Source organism: Lysobacterales bacterium, assembly GCA_016721845.1.
Taxonomy (GTDB): domain Bacteria; phylum Pseudomonadota; class Gammaproteobacteria; order Xanthomonadales; family Ahniellaceae; genus JADKHK01.
This window is the reverse complement of the sequence record JADKHK010000013.1, coordinates 990,420-1,016,691: the sequence shown is the minus strand read 5'-3', so window position 1 is coordinate 1,016,691 and position 26,272 is coordinate 990,420. Positions and strand designations below refer to the sequence as shown.

Genomic DNA, 26,272 nt, shown 5'->3' with positions numbered 1-26,272 from the left:
GCCGGCCGATGATGCTCTCCGATGTCTCCATCCGCCGCCCCGTGTTCGCGACCGTGCTCAGCCTGATGCTGGTCGTGCTCGGGCTGATCGCGTTCGCGCGCCTGCCGCTGCGCGAACTGCCGAACATCGACCCGCCGGTGGTGTCGGTCGACGTCACCTATCCGGGCGCATCCGCGGGCGTCGTCGAGACCCGCGTGACCCAGGTGCTGGAAGATGCACTTTCCGGCATCGAAGGCGTCGAGACGATCCAGTCGCAGAGTCGCAACGGTCGTTCCAGCATCACCCTCGACTTCTCGTTGAACCGCGACATCGAGGGTGCCGCGAATGACGTGCGCGATGCCGTCAGCCGGGTCGCCGACCGCATGCCGCAGGAAGCCGATGCGCCCCAGGTGGCCAAGGTCGAGGGTGATGCCGAGGTGATCCTGTGGCTGAACCTGAGCTCGCCGCAGCTGGATTCGCTGGCACTGACCGACTATGCCGAGCGCTACATCATCGATCGCCTGTCCAGTCTCGATGGCGTCGCGCAACTGCGCATCGGCGGCAGCCAGCGTTATGCGATGAGGGTCTGGCTGGATCGCGATGCGCTGGCCGCGCGCGGCCTGACCATCGCCGAGGTCGAGGCAGCACTGCGCTCGGAAAATGTCGAACTGCCGGCCGGACGGCTCGAATCCGATACGCGCGATTTCACCTTGCGCGTCGATCGCGGCTATGTCGAGGCCCGGGATTTCGAGGCGCTACCCCTGCGCCAGGGCGCCGACGGCCATGTGATCCGGCTCGCCGAGGTGGCGCGCGTCGCGATCGAGTCGACCGATCGTCGCGCCATGTTCCGCGGCAATGGCACCCCGCAGATCGGTCTGGGCGTGATCAAGACCTCGACCGCGAACAGTCTCGATGTCGCGACCCTGGTGAAAGCCGAGGTCGCACGCATCAACGAAGGCTTGCCCGAAGGCATGAAGATCGGCGTCACCTTCGACAGCACCATCTTCATCGACGATGCGGTCCAGCAGGTCTACAAGACCTTGTTCGAAGCGACCCTGCTGGTGGTGCTGGTGATCTGGCTGTTCCTCGGTTCGGTGCGCGCGGCCCTGGTGCCGGCGGTGACGGTGCCGGTGTGCCTGATCGCCTCCTTCATCGCGCTGTGGGTGTTCGGATTCTCGATCAACCTGCTGACCTTGCTGGCGCTGGTGCTCGCGATCGGCCTCGTCGTCGACGACGCCATCGTGGTGCTGGAGAACGCGCAACGTCGGGCGGATCTCGGCGAGCCGGTGCCGGTCGCGGCGCTGAGGGGTTCGCGCCAGGTCGCGTTCGCGGTGATCGCGACGACGACGGTGCTGGTGGCAGTGTTCGTGCCGGTGTCGTTCATCGAGGGCAACAATGGCCGTCTGTTCCGTGAACTCGCGGTCGCGATGGCGGCGGCGGTGGCGATTTCGGCTTTCGTCGCGCTCAGCCTGACCCCGATGATGTGCTCGTTGCTGTTGCGTCCGCATGGCCAGGTCAGCGGATTTGCCGGACGCGTCGATGAACACCTGGGCGCGCTCGCCCGCGGCTATCGGCGGGTGCTGGAAAGGCTCATCGGCGGTCCGATGCGCTGGGTGCTGGTCATGATCGCGGCGCTGGCGGCGAGTTACGGACTGTCGAAGCTGGTGCCGCGAGAACTGGCACCGCCGGAAGATCGGGGTGCGTTCTTCCTCTCGGTGGTCGGACCCGAAGGTGCAGGTTTCGATTACACCGCGACCCAGGTGCTGGAAGTCGAGAAGCTGTTGCTCAAGTACACCGGGGACGGCCAGCCGATCGAGCGCGTGAACATCCGCGTGCCGGGCGGTTTCGGTGCCAGCGAGGAAATGCACACGGGGCAGGGCATCGTCGTGCTCAAGCCCTTTGGGCAGCGCGAGGCGTCGACCAACGAGGTCGTCGACAAGGTACGCGCCGAAATGAACGCGTTGCCGGGCGTGCGCGGCCTGGCGCAGATGCGCCAGGGCCTGGTACGCAGCCAGGGCCAGCCATTCCAGGTGGTGATCGGCGGGCCGGATTACGCCGAACTCGCCGAATGGCGCGATCGCCTGATGGCGCGCATGGAAAAGAACCAGGGCCTGTCTTCGGTCGATTCCGACTTCAAGGAAACCCGTCCGCAGATCCGGGTGTCGGTGGATCGTGATCGCGCGGCCGCATTGGGCGTGTCGCTCGCCGATATCGGCCGGACCCTGGAAACGATGATGGGCTCTCGTCGAGTGACGACTTATGTCGAAGACGGCGAGGAATACGATGTGATCCTGCAGGCCGAGCGCGATGATCGTGCCGCGCCGGCAGACTTGCGCAACCTTTACGTGCGTGCGAGCAGCGGCGAACTGGTGCCACTGGCCAGTGTGGTCACGCTCAGTGAATTGGCCGAGCCGGGTAACCTGAATCGTTTCAATCGCCTGCGTGCGATCACCGTGTCGGCGGCGATCGCACCTGGCTACACCTTGGGTCAGGCGATCGACTGGATCGGCCAGGTGGCGCGCGAGGAGTTGCCGCAAACGGCACAGATCGACTTCAAGGGCGAATCGCGCGAATACCAGCAGTCCGGAAGCGCCGTCTTGTTCACCTTCGCGATGGCCCTGCTGGTGGTCTGGTGCTGGCGGCCCAGTTCGAGAGTTTCGTGCATCCGCTGGTGATCATGCTGACAGTGCCGCTGGCAGTATTCGGTGCCTTCGTCGGGCTGGCGATCACCGGTGGCACGCTGAACCTGTTCAGCCAGATCGGCATCATCATGCTGGTCGGGCTGGCCGCGAAGAACGGCATCCTGATCGTCGAGTTCGCGAACCAGCGTCGCGATGCCGGGCTGTCGGTACGTGACGCCGTGCTTGAGGCCGCGTCGACGCGACTGCGTCCGATTTTGATGACTTCGATCGCGACCGTTGCCGGTGCGATGCCGCTGGTGCTGGCCGGTGGTCCCGGTTCGGCCAGTCGCGCCACGATCGGCGTGGTCGTCGTGTTCGGCGTGACCTTGTCGACCTTCCTGTCCTTGTTCGTGGTGCCGGCGTTCTACCTGTGGCTGGCGCCGTACACGCGCTCGCCCGAAGAAAAATCGCGCGAACTCGAACAACTCGAACACGCCGTGCCGCCGGTCGAAGCCTGACATGGCCGCCCCCGCCACCATCGACGTGCGCCACGAACCCGAGCATTCACGCTTCGTTGCCAGCGTCGACGGTGTCGACAGCGTGGTGCGCTACCGCATCGACGGCGGCGTCATGCACGTGCTTTCCACGAATGTTCCACCCGCCCTTGAAGGGCGCGGCATCGCTGCGGCCCTGAACGAAGCGGCGATCGCCCACGCCACGGCGCGATCGCTGGCCATCGACCCGGTGTGTTCGTACACGGCCGCCTACCTCAGGCGCCGGTCCTCACGCGCGCTGCGTTGAACGCGGTCCGGATGCCGGTGTCGGTCAGTTCGTCTCGAAGCTGTCGGCGAACAGGTGATTGGCGGTCAGCGCAAGGGTCACCATGTGTCTTTGCTCGTCGCGGATCGAGATCGTGCCGAACACGATGCGTCCGCGTTCGATGCTGATTGCCGTCGGGATGTCGTGCGAGCTGCCCGGCCCGGGCACGGCCACATCGTTGTCGATATCGACGATGCCGCGCGCGGCAAATCCGAAGTTCGGATCCTTCGCGCCATTCCCGGTGAAGCGGAAGACGCGAACGTCCGCATCGCTGCCGGCGACCGGTGATCCCGTGCGCGCGGCGACCACCGCGCGTCCGAGATCGTCGATGCCCAGACGCATTCGCGCGTAGAACGGGCCGAGCAGCGGCGTGCCGTTGGTGATGTCCACCAGCGATTCCGAGCCGAGCACGAGTCCGTTGGCGCCGAAGCTGGCATCGGGAAGGCCGGTCGCATTCAACTGCCAGAGGGCGATCTCGCCATCGTTGTCAAAGCCTTCGGCGAAGGCGCTCGCGAGGATCCGGCCGTCGGGGCGCACCAGGATGTCGGTGCCAAAGTCGTACAGGGTGCCGGCAATGTCCAGGGCACGCAGTGCTTCACCCGCGCCGTTGGCGAAGGTCGGGTCGATGGTGCCGTCGTTGCTGAACTGGAGCACGGCGACGTCGTATTCGTTGGTCGCGCGCAAGGTGCTTCCGACTGCCACGAAACGGCCGTCTTCCTGCATCGCCAGTGCATTCAACTCATGCAGTTCACTGCCAACCAGCGTCGGCAAGTTCACGCCTGCCCCTGCGCCGAATTCGGTGTCGATTGCACCAAGGGCAGTCAGTCGTGCCGTGAATACGCGGCGACCCGCACTGTTGCGGTCCCGGCATTGGCCGACGAAGGTGATCGCGCCGTTGGGCGCGCCGAGAGCGATGTCCTTGATGCTGCAATCTTCGTTCGTGAACGCGAACGCACGAAAATCGCGACAGCCATCGGTGTCGAAGGTGGCATCGAAATTGCCGGCCACGTTGAGCCGGCAGACGAAGCCGCGGTCGCCCGCAGCCGTTCGCATGAGACCGGCGAGCAAGGGCTTGCCATCCGGCTGAACCAGCGCAGTCAAATTGGCATACCACGTTCCGCCGAGCGGGAATGTCGTCGTTGACAACAGGCCGGTGCCGCCGCCAAATCCCGGATCGAGGCTGCCGTTGGCCGAGATCAGCCGCGCAATCGGCAAGGAGGCGGTGGCCGCGATGGCATCGAACTCGCCGAACAGCCAGGTCTTTCCGGACGCCGATGTGGCCATGGCACCCAAGTAGGGTGCGGGCGCCGGCAGTCCGGGAAAGCTGCTGATCACGGTGCGCCCGAACACCGAGCCATAACCGGCATCGATCTGGCCGTCCGGGGCGTCCGACGCATGTGCAGACGCCACACAGGCCAAGGCGAGAAAGAGAGCGAAGCGGTGGGGCACGGTGGCGTCCTTGTGGGTTCAAGGGCACATACGCGCCGGGACCACCCCAGGGATCATGCCGTTGTCAGCCCGACAATTCGCACCATCGCACTCGCGCGTTGACTCCCGCGTACCGACCGCCGCAGACTGAGTCCATCCGCCCGACGATCCGGTCGGAGAATGGGTGTTGTACGGAACACACACATGCCGAGCGCCACGATCAAAATCTACCTTCCCCACGGTGATCCGAAGCGACTGCGGACTGGAGAGATTTCCAACTGGTCCGGAAAGGCTGTCGCAGGCCCGCGTACGGAACTGGATCAGCTGCTGAAGCGAGAGGAAGCAGGAAACGTAGGCGTTTACTTGCTCACCGGCATAGACCCGTTGTCTGGTGGCCCAGCTGTGTACATCGGAGAAGCTGAGTCAATCCAGTCGAGGCTCAAGCAGCACGTAGACAAAGACTTTTGGAATCACGTCGTCTACTTCACGAGCAAAGACGAGAATCTCACCAAGTCGCACATTCGCTACTTGGAAGGCCGCCTCATTGAGCTTGCGAAGCTAGCGGGCCGGGCGAGCCTCACGAATTCCCAGGCAACGACCTCAAAGCTTCCTGAGTCAGATCGCGCCGACATGGAAATCTTCCTTGAGAAGATTGAGCAGTTGCTTCCTGCTCTCGGGGTAGAAGTTCTTGTACCCATCGCAGCGCCACCGGAGTCAAAGGACGAGACGCGCCTCCTTTTCTGTGAGATCAGTGGCCTTAAAGCCAGCGGCCATCTCACACCGAACGGCATCGTGGTGCTAGCCCAGTCGCAGGCTGTCCTATCTCTGCGTCCGTCCGCAAAAGACTATCCTTGGGTTATCAACGCGCGCGCGCAGCTCCTCAAAGATGGGGTGCTAAAGCAAGCAGATGGGCATTTTGTCTTCACCAAGAATCATGAGTTCTCCAGCCCAAGCGCTGCAGCAGCGGTGATTCACGGTGGCACCGCCAATGGCCGCACTGCTTGGAAAGACGCAAGTGGCCAAACGCTGAAGCAGCTCGAGTCCGTATAGCAATTCGTCCAAGCCGACGCGGCGCGGCTTAACTCAGGCGTTCTGAAGCACCCAATTCAACCGTCCATCGAACACCGTCTGCGTGCAGCCGCCGACCCAGACGCTGCCATTCAAGTCGATGCGGATGCGGAGCTTGGCGTCGCGGCCGATTTCGCGGCCCTGGCTGACGCGATAGCCGCGGGTGAGCGGGCCTTGCGGTTCGGCGTGGGCGATGTAGGCGGCGATGAGGCCGTTGGCGGCGCCGGAGGCGGGGTCTTCGAGGATGCCGACGCCGCAGGGGAAGGCACGTACGGCCAGTTCGAATTCGCCGCACGCGCTGCGTGCGAAGGCGCAGAGGCCGAGCGTATCGGTGGCGCGGGCGAGCGAGCCGATGGCGGTGTGGTCCGGACGCCATGCACGCAACGCGGTCTCGTCGGCGAATTCGGCCAGCCACCATTTGCGGCCGCCTTCGACCATCGCCGCGCCAAGGGCGCCGAGCCGCACGTCGCCGAGAATGTCGCGCAGTGCTGCAGACGCGTCGGCACCGTCGCGCACTACCCGCGACTTCGGTGCCTGCACCGACAGCTCGCGCTGCGGGCGCGAACGATCGATCTCGACCGGCAGCAGGCCGGCCTCGCATTGCTGGATCAGGGCGTTCGCCTGCGCGTCGACGAAACCGGTGTCGAGGGCTGCATGCGCGGTGCCGAGCGACGGATGCCCGGCAAACGCGATCTCACGGCTCGGCGTGAAGATGCGCACGCGGTAACTGGCCGAGGGGTCGGTCGGGGGCAGCAGGAAGGTGGTCTCGACCAGATTCGTCCAGGCCGCGAAGGCCTGCATCTCGGCGCCCCGCCAATGATCGGCGCCGAGCACCACGCCCAGCGGATTGCCGCCGCCGGGGTGATCGGTGAATACATCGAGTTGCAGGAAGCGCAGTGCGCCGGGTGCGTGCGTATTCAATCGCGGATGTTGAAGCCCGGATTCTCGTCGAGCGTGCCGTCTTCCTTGAGCACTGCGAACTTCCCCCCGGGGCCCCCCCCCCCCCCGGGCCGGCGGCGCCCGGGTTTTCCCGGCCGCCCCCCGCCCCCCCCCCCCCCGCCCCCCCCCCCCCCCCCCCCCCCCCCCCCCGGGGCCCCCCCCCGGGGCCCCGCGCCCCCGCGCCCCCCCGGCGCGGGGCGGGGCGGGGGGGGGGCGCCCCCCCCCCCGCCCCGGCCCCCCCGGGGGCCCGCCCCCCCGAAGGCCCCCCCCGCCCCCCCCGCGGGAGCGGCCGCCCCCGCCGGCCCCCCCCCCCCCCGGGGCCGGGGGCCGGCCCGCCCCCCCCCCCCCCCCCCGCCCCCGGGGGGCCCGGGCCCCCCGCCCCCCCCCCCCCCCCCCCCCCCCCCCCCAGCCCCCCCCCGCCCCCCCCGGCCGCCCCGGCCGCCCCCCCCCGCCCCCCGCCCCCCCCCGGCGGCCCCCCCCCCCCCGGGGCCCGCCCCCCGCGGCGGCCGAAGCCGCCCCCGGGCCGCGCCGCGGGCGAGGCCCCCCCCCCCCCCCCCCCCCGCCCCGGCGGCCGCGCCCCCCCGCCCAAGCCGCCCCCCCCCCCCCCCGACGCCCCCGCGCCCCCGGGCCCCCGCCCCCCCCCCGGGCCCGCCGCCCCCCCCCCCCCCCCCCCCGGGCCGGCGCCCCCGGCGGGCCCGCCCCGGGGCCCCCCCCGGGGGAACCGGGCGGGGACGCGCCCGGGAAACCCCCCCCCGCGGGCGCCCGCCCGCGACGGCCCGCGCCCCCCCCCCCCCCCCCCCCCCCGGCCCGCCCCCGGCCCGGCCCCCCCCGCCCCGTCCCCCGACCAGCCCCCCCCGGCCCCCCCCCCGCCCCAGGCCCCCCGCCCGCCCCCCCCCGCCGGCCCGGGAACCCCCCCCCCCCCCCGACCCGCGCCAACCCCCCCCCCGCCGGCCCCCCCCCCCCCCCCCCCCCGGCCCCCCCCCCCCCGCACAAGCCCCCCCCCCCCCCCCCCCGGCCCCCCGCCCCCCCCCCCCCGCCGGGGAGCCCCCGGCCCGGGGGCGGCGCCCCCCGCCCCCCCGCGGCCCCCGCGGCCCCCCCCGCCCCGCCCCCCCCGCCCCCAAAAAAACCGCCCCCCCCCCCGACCGGCCCCCCCCGGGGGGCGCCCCCCCCCCGGGCCCCCCGCCGCCCCCGCCCCCCCCCGGCCCCGCCGCCGCCCCCCCCCCACAGGACCCCCGGAACCCCCCCCCCCCCCCCCCCCCCCCCCCGCCCCGCGGGGCCCCCGCGCCCGCAAAAAAACCCCCCCCCCCCCGCCCCCCCCCGCGCGGGGCCGGCCCACCCCCCCGGGTTCCGGGGCCCTTGCGGTCGGAATCGAACACGATGGGAATCGAAGGCTTGAACGGCGGCCGGCGCACGAACTTCAGTTCCCAGCCGTAGCGCTCGAGTTCGCGCAGGGTGATCAGCTGATCCTGATTCAGGTCGCGCTCCATCGCCCTGAGCGGTCGCGGCATATCGAGGCGCCGTTCCAAAGACATTCCGGTGTTCCTCATCCGATCGTTGGCTGATTGTTACCGGAGGTCAAAGCAAGTTCAATGCCGATGGGACAGCCATTCGATCGCGCCGCGACCGGCAACGACACCGCTGGCGAAACACGCGGTCAGCAGATAGCCGCCGGTGGGCGCCTCCCAATCGATCATTTCGCCGGCACAAAACACGCCCGGCATCGCCTTCAGCATCAGTCCATCGTCCAGTGCATCGAAGCGCACGCCACCGGCGCTGCTGATCGCTTCGGCGAGCGGACGCGGGCGCCGAAGCCGGATCGAGGCCCGCTTGATCGTCGCCGCGACGCGCGCCGCGTCGGTCCATTCCGGGCGCGGCAGCAGCTCGAACACGAGTGCCGACTTGGCGGCATCCAGCCCGGTGCAGCGGCGCAGGTGCTCGCCGACGCTGCGCTTGCCACGATCGCGCGCGAGCGCCGCCGCAAGTTCGTCCGCACTGCGCTCCGGCAGCAGGTCGACATGCAGCAGCGCCTCACCGTCGCGCGCGATGCGTTCGCGCAGCGGGGCGGACAGGGCATAGATCAGGGACCCTTCGAGTCCATAGCCGCTGATCACGCATTCGCCGGCGAGCGCCGCATCGGTGTCATCCAGTCGCGCGGCGACCCGTTTCAGCGGTGCACCGGCGTGGCGCAGCCGCATCGTTTCCGACCAGTCGACCTCGAAACCGCCATTGGACGGCTGCAAGTCGGAGATGTCGATGCCCTGCGCGCGCAGCACCTCGACCCAGGCGCCGTCCGAACCCAGCTGAGGCCACGAACCGCCGCCCATCGCCAGCAGGGTCGCGTCCGCCCGAACGTGAATCATTCCATCGGGTGTCGCGAAGACGAGCGCGCCGTCGGAGCTCCAACCCGTGAAGCGATGGTGGACATGAAATCGCACACCCTGTGCGCGTAGTCGGCGCACCCAGCCGCGAAGGAAGGGTGCGGCCTTCAGATCGGTCGGAAACACCCGTCCGGAGCTGCCGACGAAGGTCTCGACACCGAGGCCGCTGGCCATCGTGCGCAGGGCGGTCGCGTCGAATGCTTCCAGCCAGCGCCGCAACTCCGGTTCGCGGCGGTGATAGCGCGACACGAAGGTCTGGAAGTCGTCGCTGTGCGTCAGGTTCAGGCCGCCCTTGCCGGCGATCAGGAACTTGCGCCCGACCGAACCCATCGCGTCATGGACATCGACCTCGATTCCCACCGCACGCGCCGTCTCCGCCGCCATCAATCCGGCGGGACCACCGCCGATGATGGCGAGCGAGGCGGGCACGGCCTCAACGTCCCTTGAACGATGGGTCGCGGCGTTCCATGAAGGCGCGCATGGCTTCGGCGAAGTCTTCCGACTGCATCAGGAGACCATTCTGGATGGCGGCGTCGCGGTTGATGCGAGCGACGTCCGCGTCGATGCGGGCATTCATCGTGCGCTTGATGGCGGCGACCACCAGGGGCGGATGGGCGGCAAGCCGTGTTGCGAGGCGCCGCGCTTCCTGCGTCAGCGCGTTCGCGTCGTCGACCACATGGGTGACGAGGCCGATGCGCAGCGCCGTATCGGCGTCGATGTCGTCGCCGAGCAGGGCGAGTTCGCGCGTCCACGCGTCGCCGATCAGATGCGGCAGGCGCGAGAGGCCGCCCAGATCGGGCACGATGCCGACCTTGACCTCGCGCAACGCGAATTTCGCCGACTTCGTGGCGATGCGGAGGTCGCAGGCCGCGATCATTTCGATACCGGCACCGATGCACCAGCCATCGATCGCGGCGATCGCCGGCACGCGGCTCGACGCCAGCGCCGCGAAGCCGCGATGCATGCGTTCGGCCAGGGCTGGAATCTCGGCGCGACCCCGCGCACCGTCATTGAGCAGCGTGCCGATCTCGGTCGCCATCGCGGGCAGGTCGAGCCCGTAGGAGAAATGTTCGCCAGAGCCGCGCACGATCAGTGCGCGGATGTCGGCGGCGGCATCGATCGCTGCGATCGCTGTCGGCAGTTCGCGCCAGAAGTCCGGCCCCATCGCGTTGCCGCGACCTGGCCCGAGCAGGACGAGTTCCGCCACCGGCGCATGCTCGGCGTCGATGCGGACGGAGCGGTGTTCGTTGCTCATCGCGCGGTCCCCTCGATCAGAACTTGCGGCGCGGCGGCTTGCGCTTCGGGTCGAAGTCGCCGCCGTGCTTGCGGATCGGTGCTCGCGGCGGCACGCCATCGACGCGCGAGATGCGCATCATGTTGCCGGCCACGCGGACCTTGCGCAGATGCTCCATCACGTCATCCGGCATGCCCTCGGGCAGGTCGAGATAGGTGTGGTCCTCGCGGATGTCGATGCGGCCGATGAACTTGCTTTCGAGATCGATCTCGTTCGCGACCGCGCCGACGATGTTGCCCGGCTTCACGCCGTGCACGTGCCCCACCTCGATGCGGAACGTCTCCATGCCGACTTCGGGTTCGCCGCGCACGCGCGGTTCGCGCGGACGCTCGAGGTCCTGCGGCGGACGTTCCGCGAACTCGCGCTTCGGGCGGTCGGCGCCGGCGAATTCGCGCTTGGGACGGTCTTCGCTGAACTCGCGCTGCGGGCGTTCGGTGGCAGCTTCACGGCGCGGACGTTCGGCAAAGGGCGTGCGTTCGCCGCGTGCGGGTCGCTCTGGACGTTCCGGACGCTCGCTGCGCGGGCGCTCCTGGTACTCGCGTGCCGGCGGCGGATCGTAGGCATCGAGCAGCAGCGGCTTGCCGCCCTGATACAGGCGCGCCAAGGCTGCGGCGATTTCGATCGCCGGCACGTTCTTGTCGTTCTCGATCGACTCGACGATTTGCTGGAAGGCCGACAGATTCGGTGCCGCCAGCGACTCGATGATCTTTTCCTTGAAGCGTTCGATGCGGCGGTCGTTCACGGCCGAGACGGTCGGCAACTGCATCTGCGTGATCGGTTGGCGGGTAGCGCGCTCGATGGCGCGCAACATGCCGCGTTCGCGCGGCGTCACGAACAGAATGGCTTCGCCGGCACGGCCCGCGCGGCCGGTACGGCCGATGCGGTGCACATAGCTTTCGGTGTCGTAGGGAATGTCGAAATTGAAGACGTGGCTGATGCGATCGACATCGAGACCGCGTGCCGCGACGTCGGTAGCAACGAGGATATCGATGTCGCCGGCCTTCAGCTTCTGGATCGTCTTTTCGCGCGCCGCCTGCTGCATGTCGCCATTGATCGCGGCGGCGCGGAAGCCGCGTGCTTCGAGTTTTTCGGCGAGTTCTTCGGTCGAGACCTTGGTACGCGCGAACACGATCATCGCGTCGAACGGCTCGGTTTCGAGGATGCGGGTCAGGGCATCGAGCTTGTGCAGGCCGCTGACCAGCCAGTAGCGCTGGGTGATGTTTTGCGCGGTCTGGGTCGAGGCCGCGATCTTCACCTCGGCCGGATCTTTCAGATAGGTATGCGCGATGCGCCGGATCGATTCCGGCATCGTCGCCGAGAACAGCGCGATCTGCCGCGTCGCCGGCGTCTTCTGCAGGATCTTCTCGACATCGTCGATGAAGCCCATGCGCAACATCTCGTCGGCCTCGTCAAGCACCAGATGGCGCAGTTGCGACAGGTCGAGCGTGCCCTTGTCGATGTGGTCGATGATGCGGCCCGGTGTTCCGATCACGACATGCACGCCGCGGCGCAGCGCCGAGATCTGCGTGCCGTAGCCGCTGCCACCGTAGATCGGCGCGACGTGGAAGCCGGGCAGGTGGTGAGCGTACTTCTGGAAGGCTTCGGCAACCTGGATCGCGAGTTCGCGCGTCGGCGCCAGCACCAGTGCCTGCGGGGTGCGCGAGAGCGGTTGCAGCCTGGCGAGGATGGGCAATGCGAATGCGGCCGTCTTGCCGGTGCCGGTCTGGGCTTGGCCGAGCAAGTCGCGGCCCTGGAGCAATGGCGGGATGGTCGCGGCCTGGATTGGCGAGGGCGATTCGTAGCCGACGTCGGACAAGGCTTTCAGCAGCGACTCGGGCAAACCCAGGTCGGCAAAGGTGATCGAGACGGGCAAGGGCGCGTCGGACATGAGATTTCTCGGAAAGCGACGCACAGCGCGTACCCGCGCAAACTAGCGGAAGCACGTGGTGCTGACCAGTCGGGGCGGTCGTGCGACCGCCCCTCGCGTTCACCGAATCACTTCAGGCCGCGTCGCACCAGCAACGGCTCGATGTTCGGATCGGCGCCACGGAAGTCGCGGAACAACTGCATCGCATCGACCGAGCCGCCCTTCGAGAGCAGGGTCTTGCGGAAGTGGTCGCCGTTTTCGCGTTTCAGGCCGCCATGTTCCTTGAACCACTCGACGCTGTCGGCGTCCAGCACTTCGGACCACAGGTAGGCGTAGTAACCGGCAGCGTACCCGCCCGAGAAGATGTGGCTGAAGTAGGTGCTGCGATAACGTGGCGGCACCGGGGCGAAGTCGACGCCGATCTTTTTCAGCGCCGCCTGCTCGAACTGGATCGCATCGGTCGGGATCTGCTCCGGCTTCAGCTGATGCCACTGCTGGTCGAGCATCGCCGCGCCCAGGTATTCGGTCGTGGTGAAGCCCTGATTGAAGGTGCCGGTGGCGAGCACCTTGTCGATCAGTGCCTTCGGCATCGCCGCGCCGGTGTCGTAGTGCTTGGCATAGTTCGCGAGCACGGTCGGATTGGTCATCCACATCTCGTTGACCTGCGACGGATATTCGACGAAATCGCGCGGCACGTTGGTGCCCGAGAAGCGCGGGTACTTCACGTTCGAGAACATGCCGTGCAGGACATGGCCGAATTCGTGGAAGGCCGTGTTGACCTCGTCATAGCTCATCAGCGTCGGCTGGCCCTTCGGCGGCTCCGGCACGTTCAAGTGCAGGGCGACCACGGAGTGCGTGCCGAGCAGGCCGCTCTGCGACACGTATTCGGTCATCCAGGCGCCACCGCGCTTGGACGGGCGCGCATACATGTCGGTGATCAGCAGGGCCAGCTTGGCGCCGTCCTGGTCGAACACGTCGAAGATGCGCACGGTCGGATGGTACTTCGGCAGGTCCTCGCGCTCCTTGAAGCTCAGTCCGTAGAGCTTGCTGGCGGCGAAGAACACGCCGTTTTCGAGTACCGAATCGACCTCGAAGTAGGGACGCAGCTGGGCCTCGTCGAACGCGAACTTCTCGGCGCGCACTTTTTCGGAATAGAACGACCAGTCCGAAGCCGCGACCTGGAAACCGCCCTTGGCCGCGTCGATCTGCTTCTGGATTTCGGCCGCTTCCTTCTTCGCGTTCGCGACCGCGGCCGGGGCGAGTTCGGCCATCATCTTGTTGACCGCGGTCGTGGTCTTGGCGGTCTCGTCTTCCAGCACGTAGCTCGCGAAGTCGGCGTAGCCGAGCAATTGCGCACGTTCGGCGCGCAGTTTCGCCAGGCGCAGCACGATCTCGCGATTGTCGTAGGGACCACCGACGGCGCAGCGCTGCTCCGCGGCCTTCTGCAGTTTGGCGCGCAAATCGCGGTCCTTGAGCGAGGCATTCGCAGGCTGGCCGCTGGTGTTCACCAAGGCGATCAGATAACCCTTGTCCTTGCCGGCGGCCTTGGCGGCCGATTCCGCTGCGGCAATGGCGTTGTCGCTGAGGCCATCGAGCAGCTTGCGGTCCTCGACATACACGCCCGAGGCATTGGTTTCATCGAGCACGTTCTGCGTGAACTGGGTCTGCAGGGTCGCGATCTCGCCGTTGAGCTTCTTCAGCGTCTCCTTGCCGCTGCCCGAGACATTGGCGCCGGCGCGCACGAAATCGGTGTAGTAGCGCCACAGCAGGCGTTCCGATTCGGCATCGAGCTTCAATTCGGTCTTGCGGTCGTACAGGGACTTCACGCGCTGGAACAGGGCGTCGTTGAGCAGGATGGCGTCGTTGTGCGCGGCCAGTTTCGGCGCGACCTCGGCGCGGATCTTGTTCATGGTGTCGTTGGTGACGGTGCCGCTGAGGTTGAAGAACACCGTCGTCGCGCGATTGAACAGCTGGCCGGTCTTCTCCAGCGCGACGATGGTGTTGTCGAAGCTGGGCGCTTCCTTCTGGGTTGCGATCGCGGCGACTTCGGCCAGTTGCTCGCGCATGCCCTGCTCGATCGCCGGGAGATAGTGTTCGTCCTTGATCTGGTCGAAGGGCGGGAACTGGTATTCCAGCGTGCTCGGCTTGAGCAGCGGGTTTGCGGCGGCGACTTGCTGCATGGCGGTGGTGGCTTCGGCGTGGACCAAGGGGCTGAGGCCGAGCGCGATGGCAGCGGCGAGGAGCAGACGGGCAGACATGGGCGGATCCTGATGCAGCGGGGCGCACACGATAGGCGAGGGCGGGCCGCGCTGCGCGGCCGGATCGGCATGGGTCGGCGCGATTCGCCCCTTCGGGCTCACGTTTCGTCATGTCGTCATGCCACCTGCCGGCTTCACTCGCCCCGGGCAAAGGATTACCCTCGATTTCCCCCGACCCCGAGGAGACCGCCATGCGCACGCACCACAATCCCTACACCGCAGTCCGTCGCTCGCTGCTGTCGCTTGCCGTCGCCGCGGTCTGCTGCAGCGGTGCGGCCTACGCGCAGGACGACGACACCGCCGCCGCCAAGGAGGAAGGCGCGGCGCAGCTCGACGTCGTCACCGTGACCGCGCAGCGCCGGGTCGAGAACGTCAACGAAGTGCCGATTTCGATCACCACGATCGCCGACGAGAAGCTGGACGTGATCGGCTCCGGTGGTGACGACATCCGCGTGCTCTCCGGGCGTTTGCCCAGCCTGAACATCGAATCGAGCTTCGGGCGTGCGTTTCCGCGCTTCTACATCCGCGGTCTCGGCAATACCGATTTCGACTTGAATGCATCGCAGCCGGTATCCCTCGTCTATGACGACATCGTGCAGGAAAACCCTTTGCTCAAGGGATTCCCGATGTTCGATCTGGACAGCGTGGAAATGCTGCGTGGCCCGCAGGGCACGCTGTTCGGGCGCAACACGCCGGCCGGCGTGCTCAAGTTCCAGTCGCGTCGTCCCACGCAGGAGACCGAAGGCTACGCGCAGGTCAGTTACGGCGCGCTCGGCAATGCCAATTTCGAAGGCGCTTATGGCGGCGGATTGAACGATGCGTGGTCGATGCGCGCGTCTGCGCTGTATCAACGCCGCGACGATTGGGTCGACAACACGCAGACCTCCGGCGACGACGAACTCGAGGGTTACAAGGAATTCGCGGCGCGCGTGCAGCTGCTGTACGCGCCCTCGGACGACACCGAGGCGCTGTTCAATATCCACGCCCGTTCGCTCGACGGGACCGCGCGCCTGTTCCGCGCCAACATCATCCAGCACGGCAGCAATGACTTGATTCCCGGCTTCGACCGCGAATCGATCTCGATCGACGGCACCAACCTGCAGGAACTCGACACCTTCGGCGCCAATGCGCGCCTGCGTTTCGATCTCGGTCGGGTCACGCTGTTCTCGGTCAGCGGTTACGAGAGCGCCGATTCGCTTAGTCGTGGCGACATCGACGGCGGTTACGGTGCGTCGTTCGCGCCGCCGTTCGGTCCGGGCTTCATCCCGTTCCCGGCGGAATCGGCCGATGGCTTGCCCGAACACCGCCAGCTGTCGCAGGAATTCCGCTTCGAATCCAATGACTGGGGCGACTTCGACTGGCAGGCCGGGTTGTTCTGGTACGACGAGTCGATCAGCATCGACAGCTTCAACTACGACACCCTGGCGGGCGGCGTGCAGAACGGCTATGCGCGCCAGGAACAGGACAACACGGCGTGGGCGCTGTTTGCCTCGGGCGAATACCAGGCCAGCGACGATCTGACCTTGCGCGCCGGTGTGCGCTACACCCGTGACGAGAAGGATTTCGTCGCCTTCCGCACGCAGTCGCCGATCGGCGGCGGGGCCTTGCTGCCCTTGTACGCCAGTCCTTCCGATTCCGATGTCAGCTGGGACCTGAGCGCGGTCTATGCGTTGAACGATGCGGTGAATGTCTACGGCCGCGTGGCGCGCGGGTTCCGTGCGCCCAGCATCCAGGGACGACTGTTGTTCGGCAACACGATTTCGGTGGCCGATTCGGAAACCTCGCTGTCGTTCGAAGCCGGCGTGAAGGCCGATCTGTTCGAGCAACGCGCGCGTCTCGGTTTCGCCGTGTTCGATTACACCGTCGACGATCTGCAGCTGACTGCGGTCGGCGGTGCGGCCAACTTCAATACCCTGATCAATGCCAAGGAAGCCGACGGCCAGGGTTTCGAACTCGATCTCGAAGCGCTGCTGTCCGATCACTTTTCGATTACCGTGGGCGCGAGCTACAACGACACCGAGATCAATGATCCTGGCCTCGCGATCCAGCCGTGTGGCGGCGGCTGCACCGTGCTTGATCCCGCCGGTGCCAGCGCCGGCACCGTCTCGATCGATGGCAACTCGCTGCCGAACGCGCCGAAGTGGATCGGCAACCTGACCGCGCGATACGGCATTCCGGCCGGCGATGGGGCCGAGTGGTTCGTGTTCACCGACTGGGCGTATCGCGACGAGGTCAACTTCTTCCTGTACGAGTCCGCCGAGTTCCACGGCGATGCCTTGGTCGAAGGCGGTCTGCGCGTCGGCTACAACTGGGAATACGGCAACAAGGAAGTCGCCCTGTTCGGCCGCAACATCACCGACGCCGAAGAACTGGTCGGCGCCATCGACTTCAACAACCTCACCGGCTTCGTCAACGAACCCCGCCTCTGGGGCGTCGAATTCACCGCACGCTTCTGAGTCATTCCAACGCCCCGGCCTCCCTCTCGTTCACGCGGGGGAGGCCGTCGCGGATGTCGAGTACCTTCGATGACTGCGGGTGACGCGTTATCCCGGCGTTTTGTTTGGAATAGTCCTTATCCCGACGCAGCAACCGGATCCCACCATCGCTCCCTCGCGCCTCGCCGCGCATCTGCACGCACTGAGGAAGTTCCTTGACCCCTATCCGCAAGCAAAGCCAGACTCGCGCCAATATCCCGACTCTTTGGTCGGATAATTGTTGTTAGAAAGGTCCACTTGCCTCTCAAATACGACGATCCAGAGCTTGAAGAGCGGTGGTGCATGGATCGCCGCCAAGAGGTTGAGTCATACCTTTCCAAAGAGCAGGTTCCTCACGGCCGAATTGGAGAATGGCCGGCTTGGCATGTCGCACCATACGTATCGATTTGGGCCATCGAGAGCCAACGGGGTGATGAAGCTGGCCTACTGCGAGATCTCCGACCGATTTCATTCCCTGGTCTGAGGCAGAGTCCGACCCGGCAGGCATTGGTTTCATCGGTAGCGGTGGACTGAGGTCTCGCCACATGCTGCGCGGGATTCCTCATCCCAATATCTCGATCGGTACTCCTGAGCATTGGCCAAAACTCGGTCCGCTCCTCCAATCCCGAGCTGGCGTACTTGCCAAATGGGCAAATGATGATTCGATCTGGTAGGCCCGACCTTTCTAACCACTCAAGCAGCGGACGCTTCGCAGCCAACCTGCTGCTGGAGAAGCTTTGCGTGGTCTACGGTTTTTGCCTTTCCCCCCTATGGAAGGCCCGCCTCACCACATGCCCTCCGCAATCTCCTCAAAAGTACACCGACACAGTCTTTCTTGCTGAAGGGCTTGACCCAAGAACCGCCGATAGCGCTCTCTACAAGTCCATACTGGATGAGGTTCCACGCCGCGTTCGATCGCAACAACTCGCTCCGATTCAGCACGCCTAACTATGCGTCTATGGACTCCTCCCCTACGTCAACCTGATTGATCCTGTTCTGCTTCATCACGGGTGGATCGGTGCAAGCGTCTATCCGTCCTCGAAGTGGCGGGATCATCCGCCGGGACATCATGGAATCCGCAGGTGTGGGGCCTATCGTTCAAGCGACCTCGAGGGTCCGACATAGTTATCGGCCTTGCCACACCGCGGCCGAGCCGCTGGTGATGAGGTTGATCTGATCGATCCGTTGACGTGCCGCTCTGTGGTGAAAGGGTGTGTTGCGTTGACTGCGGGTATCGATCAGGCGCTGGTCATCGCGATCTCCTGATCGAAGCGTTTGCCTTAGTCGGCATCGAAGCTGCGTGCGTGGTGCCACGTCGCCCAGATGATGCGCACCATTTTGTTCGCAAGGCCGACTGCCGCCTTGTTGAAGCCGCGGCGTTCGGCGAGCGCGACCGCCCAGGCGCGCAAACGATCGAGCGGCTTGCCCGCAGCCTGCGCACGTTTTGCCGCCGCGAGTACCGCACGCGCGCCTTGAATCACTGCAGCATGACCGAGGGCCGTCCGTTGAATTACTTGTCAACGAACGCCCGCTCGAACACGTATTCGCCGGCGGTGCCGATGCGCGGGGCGGCGGTGAAGCCGCGGGTGTCGAGGATCTTGCGGAAGTCGGCGAGCATTTGCGGGCTGCCGCAGATCATGGCGCGGTCGTGTTTCGGGTCCAGCGGCTCGATGCCGAGGTCGGACTGGCACTGGCCGTTGTCGAACAGCGTGGTGATGCGGCCGTGGTGCTGGAACGGCTCGCGGCTCACCGCCGGGTAGTAGCAGAACTTCTGCCGAATGATGTCGCCGAGGAATTCATGGCGCGGCATCTCGCGTTCCAGATAGTCGCGATAGGCCAGGTCTTCGGCATTGCGCACGCCATGCATCAGGATCACGCGTTCGTAGCGCTCGTAGGTTTCCGGGTCCTTGAGGATCGACAGGAACGGTGCCAGTCCGGTGCCGGTCGCCAGCAGATACAGATTGCGCCCCGGATGCACGTCGCTGATCAGCAAGGTGCCGGTCGGCTTGCGCGACAGCATCACCTCGTCGCCGGGCTGGATGTGCTGCAGCCGCGACGTCAGCGGGCCGTCCTGCACCTTGATCGAGAAGAACTCGAGCTGCTCCTCCCAGTTGGCGCTGGCGATCGAATACGCGCGCATCAGCGGCTTGCCGTTGACCATCAGGCCGATCATCACGAACTGGCCGTTGTCGAAGCGGAAACCGTCGTCGCGGGTCACGGTGAAACTGAAATACGCGTCGGTCCAATGACGCACGTCGAGCACGCGCTCGCTGATGAAGGCAGATGGGGACATGCTCGGGCTTCGCGGCGGGCGCCGCGCAATGGGTCAGGGGGCATTCTAGGGGATGACCGACGGCGTGGATTGACGGCAGTCAAACGCGCTTCATCGCGTCCGTCTCGTCCAGCGCCAGGCACAGCAGCCGTGCCTCGATGCGTTCGCCGAGGTTGGCCGGCGCGTCCAGCTGCATGCGTTGCAAATCGTTGTGCTGTTCGACCCGTGGCGCACCACGCATTACCGCCTTCGCCAGCGTGCGCAGCTTGCCGCCACGCGTGGCGGTGTTGGCCTTGAGCTGCTTCAGCGCACCGATCAGGCGCAGCTCGCGTTCGTCGAAATCGCAGCCGAACGGCCAGCGCGGCAGGTGGGCGAGTGCGCCGCTGGCCTTCAGGCGATCCTGCAGGCCCTGCGGCGTGTTCGCCCGCGCGGCGTCGGGCAGGGTGTAGTCGCGCGACAGCTTGCCGGCCGCCTTGGCCTTCGCGATCAATGCATCGACGAAGCGCGCGTCGCAGACCGCGAGCATGCGCTGCACGCATTCCTCGTCGGTGGCGCCGCGCAGGTCGGCGATGCCGTATTCGGTCACGACCAGATCGCGCAGATGCCGCGGAATGGTGGTGTAGCCGTAGTGCCAGACGATGTTCGACTGCGGCCCCTGGGCGTTGTCGCGAACCGCACGCAACATCAGCGCGCTGCGGCCATTCGGGATTTCGTGCGCCATCGCGACGAAGTTGTACTGGCCGCCGACACCGCTCACGACCTGACCATCGGCCAGACCATCTGACACCGCCGCGCCGAACACGGTCGCCATCATGCAGGTGTTGAAGAAGCGCGGGTCGTGCCGTTGTGCGATGTCGAGCGATTCGCGTCCGCCATACAACTGGTTGATGTGCGCGACGCGGGTCATGCACAGGCCGGTGTAGTCGGCGCCGTCGAGCTCGCGCAGCCAGTCCTGCAGCAAGCGGCTGCCGAGCCAGAACGCGCCGTGCAGATAGCGACCTCCGACGAGCGACTTGCCTTCGATGTGTTCGACCAGCATGCGCCTTGCACCGCGATCGCACAGGTCGGCGCCGCTGCGCATGCCGTCCGGCCAGCGCAATTCGCCGTCGACCAGTTCCACCGTCGGGTCGACCAGGCCGAACTTCTGCAGCCAGCGCAGCGAGGGCCGATCCAGCGGCATCGATACCAGCCCGGCCTCGATGAAGCGATCGAGCGTGGAGGCGTCCGCGACCGGGCCGACGCAGCCGGCGTTCATCAGCCGCTGCAGACCGAGGTCATCGAACACTTCACGACGCAGGATGCCGGCCTTGCGCAGGTGCATGAAGCCGTCCATGACCATTTCGCTGGCGCCGTACAGGCCGCGTTCGAAGCGTCCGCATTCGATGCCGAGGTCCGGGCTGCGCAGGCTGCTCAGTGCACGGACGGTGTGTGCGAATGCGGCAGGATCGCGTTCACGCCAGAGCAGGCCATGCACGATCGCATCCGACAACGCGCCGATGCCGATCTGCAGGGTGCCGCCGTCCTTGACCAGGCTGGCGGCATGCAGACCGATCGCATGTTCGCTCGGCAGCACCGGTTCGCGCGGCAAGGGCAAACAGACGGTGCGAGTCGGCGGGGTCTTCGACCAGCAGGTCGGCGAAATCGAGGCCGACTTCGGCGTCGTTGCCGAGGAAGGGCAGATCCGGGTGCACAACGGCCACCACGTAAGGACGCGGCTGTCCGTTCGCGGCCATGCGCTCGATCAGTTCCAGCGTGACATCGGGATTGCAGGACAGGCTCAGGCGATCGCCGCGCCGCGCGACCATCTGCACCAGCAGGGTCGGCTGGCGTGCGGCCATGTCGCGCGCGACGTGGGTGTAGTTGATGCTGGCGTAGTGGCGCTGCGCCGTGTCGTTGCCGAGCCACGCGCCGGACTGGAAATAGAATTCGTGGATCGACACGTTCGCCGGCAGTCGCCCGGCACGCTGGTCCAGCACGTAGTCGAGATCGGGATAGTCGGCGCCGAAATGGCGGTCGATGAAGGGTTGCGCGAAGCGTGCTTTCAGCCCCGGTTTCGGCTGCGGACGCGCCAGCGACAAGGCCGTGAACAGCTTGAGCGAGCGCGACGGGTCACGGCGCACGACCGCGTAGATCGCGTTCAGCAGGCGGTTCGGCTTGCCGAGACCCAGCGGGATCGCGGCGACGATGTCCTTCGGACAACGTTCGAGAATGCGTTCAAGCGCGGTGGCGATATCGCCGATGGTGTCGGTGCGGGTCATGGCAGCTCCCTGATTGACCGGATGCTAGCGCCGGTGCCGATGCCGCGCCTGATCCCGATCAATCGCGGGACGCATCCCGACGTGCACCCCGGCTCAATTCATGGAAGGTCGCGCCGGAGAAACGCAAGGTCGCGGTGGCGAGAAAGACTTCGCGCAGGAACAGGGCCAGTGCGGCGATCATCGACAGCATCGCCGCAATGAACAGCAGGGCCACCGGCACCGACGCATCGAATCCGAAGAACGCGCCGATGAACATGAGCGCAATCACCGCGGCGATCAGCAAGGCCGTCACCGTACCGAGCGCGATCGCCCAGCTGACCACCCGCCCGCGCTGCGCGATCACCCGCAGTTCGCTGCGAGCACGCGCCGATTTCGCGTCGTCACCATCCGCAAATCCCTCGAGACGGCGCGCCCGATCGACGATGCGCGCCAGGCGACTGGCCAGGACGCCGAGCAGGGCCGACACGCCGGTCAGCAGGAACACCGGCGCGACGGCCAGCTGGATGGCATGCGCGATGCCGGAAGTGCCGAGGTTGGGGATCATGGTCGTCTTGATTGCGAACAGAGACGCAAGCCTAGCCGAGCGCAACGACCGGCGTGACCGGGGTCAGCGGGAATTCCGGCGTGTTGCGCACGCGTGCTTCGAGTGCCTGCATCAGTGCCAGGACGCGCGCTTCCTGCCAAGCCGGAGCGGCGATCTGCACGGCGACCGGCAATCCGGTGGCATCGCGCTCGCATTCGACCGCGGCCTGCACGGCCCGGTCGCGCGTCGACGCGCGGCTGGCCGTCTCATCCTCGCGAATGCGGGTGACCGGCACGATGCCGGCCGGCCATCCGAGCACGTTCCACAAGGACGAATAGGTACCGGCGACGCCGAGATCGATGGCCTGGCCATGCCGGTAGGGCGGCGTGCCGAAAGCCGGCATCAGCACCGCGTCGAAACCCGCGGCATGCAGCATCGAGTCGAAGCGCTGTTCGAAGGCCTGTTGGCGCATGATCGTGCGCCAGTAGTGATCGGTATCGCCCTGGCCGAAGCAGGTCAACATGTCGGCGGCGCTGATTTGACCGAATGCCCGCAGCAACGACGCCATCGCGGCGTTGAACCAGCGTCCGCGCGAGGCGAAGAAGCGCAGCCGAGCGATGCGCGGATCGACCGGCGATCCAACCAGCTGTCGACGAATTTCGGCCCCGCGGTCGCTGGACAGCAGGTGGAAGAAGATTTCCTGCGCCTGGATCAGCGGCGGGGGCATCCACTGGTCGACGGTCACCCCCGCTGCGCGCAATTGCGCCGCGGCTTCGCGCACTGCTCGCCGGCCCGCGGCATGGATCGGAAACACGCCGTCGTCTTCAATCAGGGCGACGCGCAAGGCAGCGCAGTCGATGTCGCGTGCAGGGGCGAGCGGCGCGTACGGCGGGCCGGCGCGGTGCGCATCGAACTCGCCGAACACGATGCGGGTGCCGAGCTCGACATCGGCGCTGCTGCGCGCCAGTACACCGGCCTGGGAAATGATGGCGCGCTGGCCTTTCGAGAAGCCGATGCCGCAGGCGTCGTTCGCGCGCCCGCTGCCCGGCTTCAAGCCGAAGATGCCGCAGAAGGCCGCGGGGACGCGGATGCTGCCGCCGATGTCGGTGCCCAATCCGAGCGGCGACCCTCCGGCGGCGATCAGGGCGCCTTCGCCGCCGGTCGAACCACCGCAGGCGCGATCGTGGTGCCAGGGATTGCGGGTGAGTCCGTAGAGCGGATTCTCGGTTTCCACGAAGGACATCAGCTGCGGCACATTGGTCTTGCCGAGCACGATGCCGCCGGCGGCACGCAGTCGCGCGACATGCGGGTCGTCGACGGTATCGATCAGGGCCTTGCGTGTGGTCAGTCCGCCGGTCGCCGCGGTGCCTTGGAGCGCGAGGCATTCCTTGATGCTCACCGGGAGTCCGTGCAACGGCCCGAGCGTTTCACCGCGCGCACGTTTCGCATCGGCGGCATCGGCTTCCGCGCGGGCCTGGTCGAAACACGATACGACGAGCGCATTGATCGCCGGATTCACCGCCTCGATGCGTTCGATCTGGGCATCCACCGATTCGCGCGCCGACACCTCGCCACGCGCGAGTCGGTCACGCCATTCGGTCGCGCTCAGCTGCCAGAGTGCCGTCATTGCGGGTCCTCGTGATCCTGCCGCGAGTATGCCCGCAGCAGGCGCATTCAGGGTGTCGGCGTGTTCCGCCAGACCTTGCGCCGCGAGAACGGCATCCACTGCTGCTTGAGGATGCCTTCGGGCACGGTCTCAGGCTTGAGCACGCCGTATTCCTGAGGCCATTCACCCTGCGGCGGCAATTTGAAGGTGCCCATGAGCATGTCGATCAGGGGCAGGTGGATGGCGTAATTCACGTCGACATAGGCTTTGTCGCGCACGTGGTGCCAGTGGTGATAGCGCGGCAACACGATCAGGTATTCGAGTAAGCCGAAGCGAAGCCCGAGGTTGGCATGTGCCAGCACGGCCTGCAGGCCGACCAGGATCACGTAGGCATTCAGCGCCGACGCCGAAAAGCCGAGCACGATCAGCGGTGCCAGCACGGCCGAGCGGGTCAGCACGACCTCGACCAGATGGATGCGCGAGCCGGCCAGCCAGTCCATGTGTTCGGAGGAGTGGTGCACGGCGTGGAAGCGCCAGAGCCATGGAATGTTGTGATACGCGCGGTGCAGCGTGGCCTGGGCGAGATCGGCGAAGAACACCGCGCACAGGAATTGCAGCCACACCGGCCACGACTGAATGGTCTGTTGCAGGCCGGGGAATTGCGCCAATGCCGCGATTTGCGTGGTCGATGCGGTGACCAGGATCAGGATGAATTGCACCAGCACATGGGTGAGGAAGAAGTAGCCGATGTCGGTGCGCCATTCCGGTCGCAGCGGCGACTGCGCCCGTGCGCCGAGGAACTGTTCGATCGGGACGAACACCAGGGCCGAGAAGAACAGCGAGATCACGAACCAGTCGAGGCCGAGCGAGTAAGGCGTCTGGCCGATCGCGTTGAATTGCACATCGCTGCCGCCGAGCAGGACCGCCAGGGTCGCGGTGCCGACCCCGAGCATCGCCACACGCCGGTTGCGGCCACGCAGGATCGCCAGCGTGCCGAGCAGGAAGGCCGCGATCAGCCCCACCAGCATCAGGTTGCGTGCGAAGTCCTCGGTGTAGGCGTTGCGGAATTCCTTGCTGGTCAGCAGTTCCGGAAAATGGAAACAGAGCACGCCGATCAGCGACAGCACGCCGAGCAGGGCCGAGATGTAGGCGAAGTAGGAACGTTTGGGCGGGTGCATGCGGGAGTCCGGGGAAACAGGGCGACGATACACGGAACGCGGAATCCCGATCCATGCGGACACGGGCCTTCAATCGGTCGCGACGACCACGCGGTTGCGACCCTGTTGCTTCGCCTGATACAGCGCGCGATCGGCGGCGGCGATGCGCTCGTCGAGGTCACGACCGGTTCCGCAACGCACCAGCCCGAACGAGGCCGTGATCGCTAGATCGATGCCATGAGAACGCAATGCGATCTGCTCGACGCCAAGGCGCAATGCGTCGGCCATGGCGGCGGCGCCCGGTTCCGGCAGGAGGACGATGAACTCCTCGCCGCCCCATCGAGCAAGCAAGCCGGCGTCGCTCACGCCTTGCGTCAGCGCGCGCGCCACGGCGCACAGGGCGCCGTCGCCAACCTCATGACCGTGGTTGTCGTTGATCCGCTTGAAGTGGTCGATGTCGATCATGAGCAAGGCGGAAGGCGCACTCTGGATCCGTTCTGTGGCCGTCGCGATGAAACTGCGCCGGTTGGCGAGGCCGGTCAGCGGGTCGGTGCGCGACAGCGCGTCCAGCTGCCGGTTCGCCGCTTCGAGTTCGCGCGTGCGCCGCTGCACGCGGGATTCCAGTTCGCCACGCAGGCCCACCAGTTCGCGATGCTCGCGGTCGTATCTCAGGCTGAGCGCGCGTGCTGCGGTGATGAACAGGATGCTGAAACCCAGCACCGGTGTACCGTCGATCCGTGCGATCCATTTGAGTTCGGAAAGCATGTCGTAGATCAGCGTCACCAGCAGCAGGGTCAGGCCGATGGCCAGCGCGCGCGATTCGGAGTCGCCCGATCGCGCAAACCGGATGGACCGGATCATCGCGGCGATGAGGAAGAGGAGACTCATCACGTAGAGGACGGCATCCAGGCCGCTTGGCCCGAGCGCAAGGGTGGCGAGGGCAGGAAGCAACGTCCCGATCTGCAGGATCCGGACGAGGCGGGTACTCCGCTGCCCAGCGATCGATTGCGCCAACTCGAACAGGCTGACCAATGCGAGCGCGATGCCCAGCATGTTCAGGGCACTGATCCCGTGATGGACGTCGCCTCCGGCACGGCGGACCACCGCGCCGCTGAGATTGACAATCAGCGCACCCATGGCCGAGGTCGCCAGCCAGAAGTGTGAGCTTCGACCGCGGCGATGCCACCAGAGATCGGCATGGGTGATCAGCATCAGCAGATAGATCCCGGCGCCGAAGGCATCGACGAGTTCGATCTGCGTGGGCGTGGCCGCGGACATGTGTGCTGAGCGTAATCTGCGGCCGCACGCAGCGGAATGCTTCAAACATCGCT

The 26,272-nt window shown here is 66.5% G+C and carries 17 protein-coding genes and 1 pseudogene; 5 read left to right on the top strand and 13 right to left on the bottom strand.

Going from position 1 to position 26,272, the window contains the following annotated elements:
• Positions 1-8: 8 nt before the first annotated feature.
• Positions 9-3,118 (top strand): annotated as a pseudogene (locus IPP28_11935) (efflux RND transporter permease subunit).
• Position 3,119: 1 nt separating this feature from the next.
• Positions 3,120-3,401, top strand: a complete 282-nt coding sequence (locus IPP28_11930; GenBank protein ID MBL0041723.1) for an N-acetyltransferase — start codon at positions 3,120-3,122, stop codon at positions 3,399-3,401.
• A gap of 24 nt (positions 3,402-3,425) precedes the next feature.
• Here IPP28_11930 and IPP28_11925 read toward each other — a convergent pair whose 3' ends face one another.
• Positions 3,426-4,868, bottom strand: a complete 1,443-nt coding sequence (locus tag IPP28_11925; GenBank protein ID MBL0041722.1) for a hypothetical protein — start codon at positions 4,866-4,868, stop codon at positions 3,426-3,428.
• Between the two features lie 183 nt (positions 4,869-5,051).
• Between IPP28_11925 and IPP28_11920 the strand changes: the two genes are divergently transcribed.
• Entirely contained in the window at positions 5,052-5,897 is an 846-nt protein-coding gene (locus IPP28_11920) for a GIY-YIG nuclease family protein (protein ID MBL0041721.1), read from the top strand.
• Positions 5,898-5,930: 33 nt separating this feature from the next.
• Here IPP28_11920 and IPP28_11915 read toward each other — a convergent pair whose 3' ends face one another.
• The 5 genes from IPP28_11915 to IPP28_11895 all read right to left on the bottom strand — a co-directional run bounded on the left by IPP28_11915 (position 5,931) and on the right by IPP28_11895 (position 14,651).
• Positions 5,931-6,836 carry a PhzF family phenazine biosynthesis protein gene (locus IPP28_11915; GenBank protein MBL0041720.1) on the bottom strand — a complete coding sequence of 302 codons (906 nt, stop codon included), beginning with the start codon at positions 6,834-6,836 and terminating at the stop codon, positions 5,931-5,933.
• A gap of 1,604 nt (positions 6,837-8,440) precedes the next feature.
• The gene (locus IPP28_11910) at positions 8,441-9,616 is read right to left on the bottom strand and encodes a TIGR03862 family flavoprotein (GenBank protein MBL0041719.1); all 1,176 of its coding nucleotides are present in this window, start codon (positions 9,614-9,616) and stop codon (positions 8,441-8,443) included.
• Between the two features lie 49 nt (positions 9,617-9,665).
• Positions 9,666-10,487, bottom strand: coding sequence for an enoyl-CoA hydratase/isomerase family protein (locus tag IPP28_11905; GenBank protein MBL0041718.1), 822 nt, complete (start codon positions 10,485-10,487; stop codon positions 9,666-9,668).
• A 16-nt stretch (positions 10,488-10,503) separates the two neighbouring features.
• Positions 10,504-12,414 carry a DEAD/DEAH box helicase gene (locus tag IPP28_11900; GenBank protein ID MBL0041717.1) on the bottom strand — a complete coding sequence of 637 codons (1,911 nt, stop codon included), beginning with the start codon at positions 12,412-12,414 and terminating at the stop codon, positions 10,504-10,506.
• A gap of 107 nt (positions 12,415-12,521) precedes the next feature.
• Complete coding sequence (locus IPP28_11895; GenBank protein MBL0041716.1) at positions 12,522-14,651, bottom strand: M3 family metallopeptidase; 2,130 nt, start codon at positions 14,649-14,651, stop codon at positions 12,522-12,524.
• A gap of 191 nt (positions 14,652-14,842) precedes the next feature.
• Here IPP28_11895 and IPP28_11890 point away from each other — a divergent pair, with 191 nt between their 5' ends.
• Positions 14,843-17,107, top strand: coding sequence for a TonB-dependent receptor (locus tag IPP28_11890; protein ID MBL0041715.1), 2,265 nt, complete (start codon positions 14,843-14,845; stop codon positions 17,105-17,107).
• 276 nt (positions 17,108-17,383) lie between these two features.
• Positions 17,384-17,659, top strand: a complete 276-nt coding sequence (locus tag IPP28_11885) for a DUF4826 family protein (protein MBL0041714.1) — start codon at positions 17,384-17,386, stop codon at positions 17,657-17,659.
• A 746-nt stretch (positions 17,660-18,405) separates the two neighbouring features.
• Here the strand turns inward: IPP28_11885 and IPP28_11880 are convergent.
• The 7 genes from IPP28_11880 to IPP28_11850 form a co-directional block, all read right to left on the bottom strand.
• On the bottom strand, positions 18,406-18,606 hold the full coding sequence (locus IPP28_11880) for a hypothetical protein (protein MBL0041713.1): 201 nt from the start codon (positions 18,604-18,606) through the stop codon (positions 18,406-18,408).
• A 29-nt stretch (positions 18,607-18,635) separates the two neighbouring features.
• Positions 18,636-19,418 carry a ferredoxin--NADP reductase gene (locus IPP28_11875; protein ID MBL0041712.1) on the bottom strand — a complete coding sequence of 261 codons (783 nt, stop codon included), beginning with the start codon at positions 19,416-19,418 and terminating at the stop codon, positions 18,636-18,638.
• A gap of 79 nt (positions 19,419-19,497) precedes the next feature.
• On the bottom strand, positions 19,498-20,985 hold the full coding sequence (locus tag IPP28_11870; protein MBL0041711.1) for a hypothetical protein: 1,488 nt from the start codon (positions 20,983-20,985) through the stop codon (positions 19,498-19,500).
• 728 nt (positions 20,986-21,713) lie between these two features.
• Positions 21,714-22,199 (bottom strand): DUF2721 domain-containing protein, encoded by a 486-nt coding sequence (locus IPP28_11865; protein MBL0041710.1) that lies wholly within the window; start codon positions 22,197-22,199, stop codon positions 21,714-21,716.
• 31 nt (positions 22,200-22,230) lie between these two features.
• The gene (locus tag IPP28_11860) at positions 22,231-23,805 is read right to left on the bottom strand and encodes an amidase (GenBank protein MBL0041709.1); all 1,575 of its coding nucleotides are present in this window, start codon (positions 23,803-23,805) and stop codon (positions 22,231-22,233) included.
• A 47-nt stretch (positions 23,806-23,852) separates the two neighbouring features.
• Positions 23,853-24,962 carry a sterol desaturase family protein gene (locus tag IPP28_11855; protein ID MBL0041708.1) on the bottom strand — a complete coding sequence of 370 codons (1,110 nt, stop codon included), beginning with the start codon at positions 24,960-24,962 and terminating at the stop codon, positions 23,853-23,855.
• A 69-nt stretch (positions 24,963-25,031) separates the two neighbouring features.
• A complete protein-coding gene (locus tag IPP28_11850; protein ID MBL0041707.1) occupies positions 25,032-26,219 on the bottom strand; it encodes a GGDEF domain-containing protein in 1,188 nt (395 codons plus the stop codon).
• Positions 26,220-26,272: the final 53 nt, after the last annotated feature.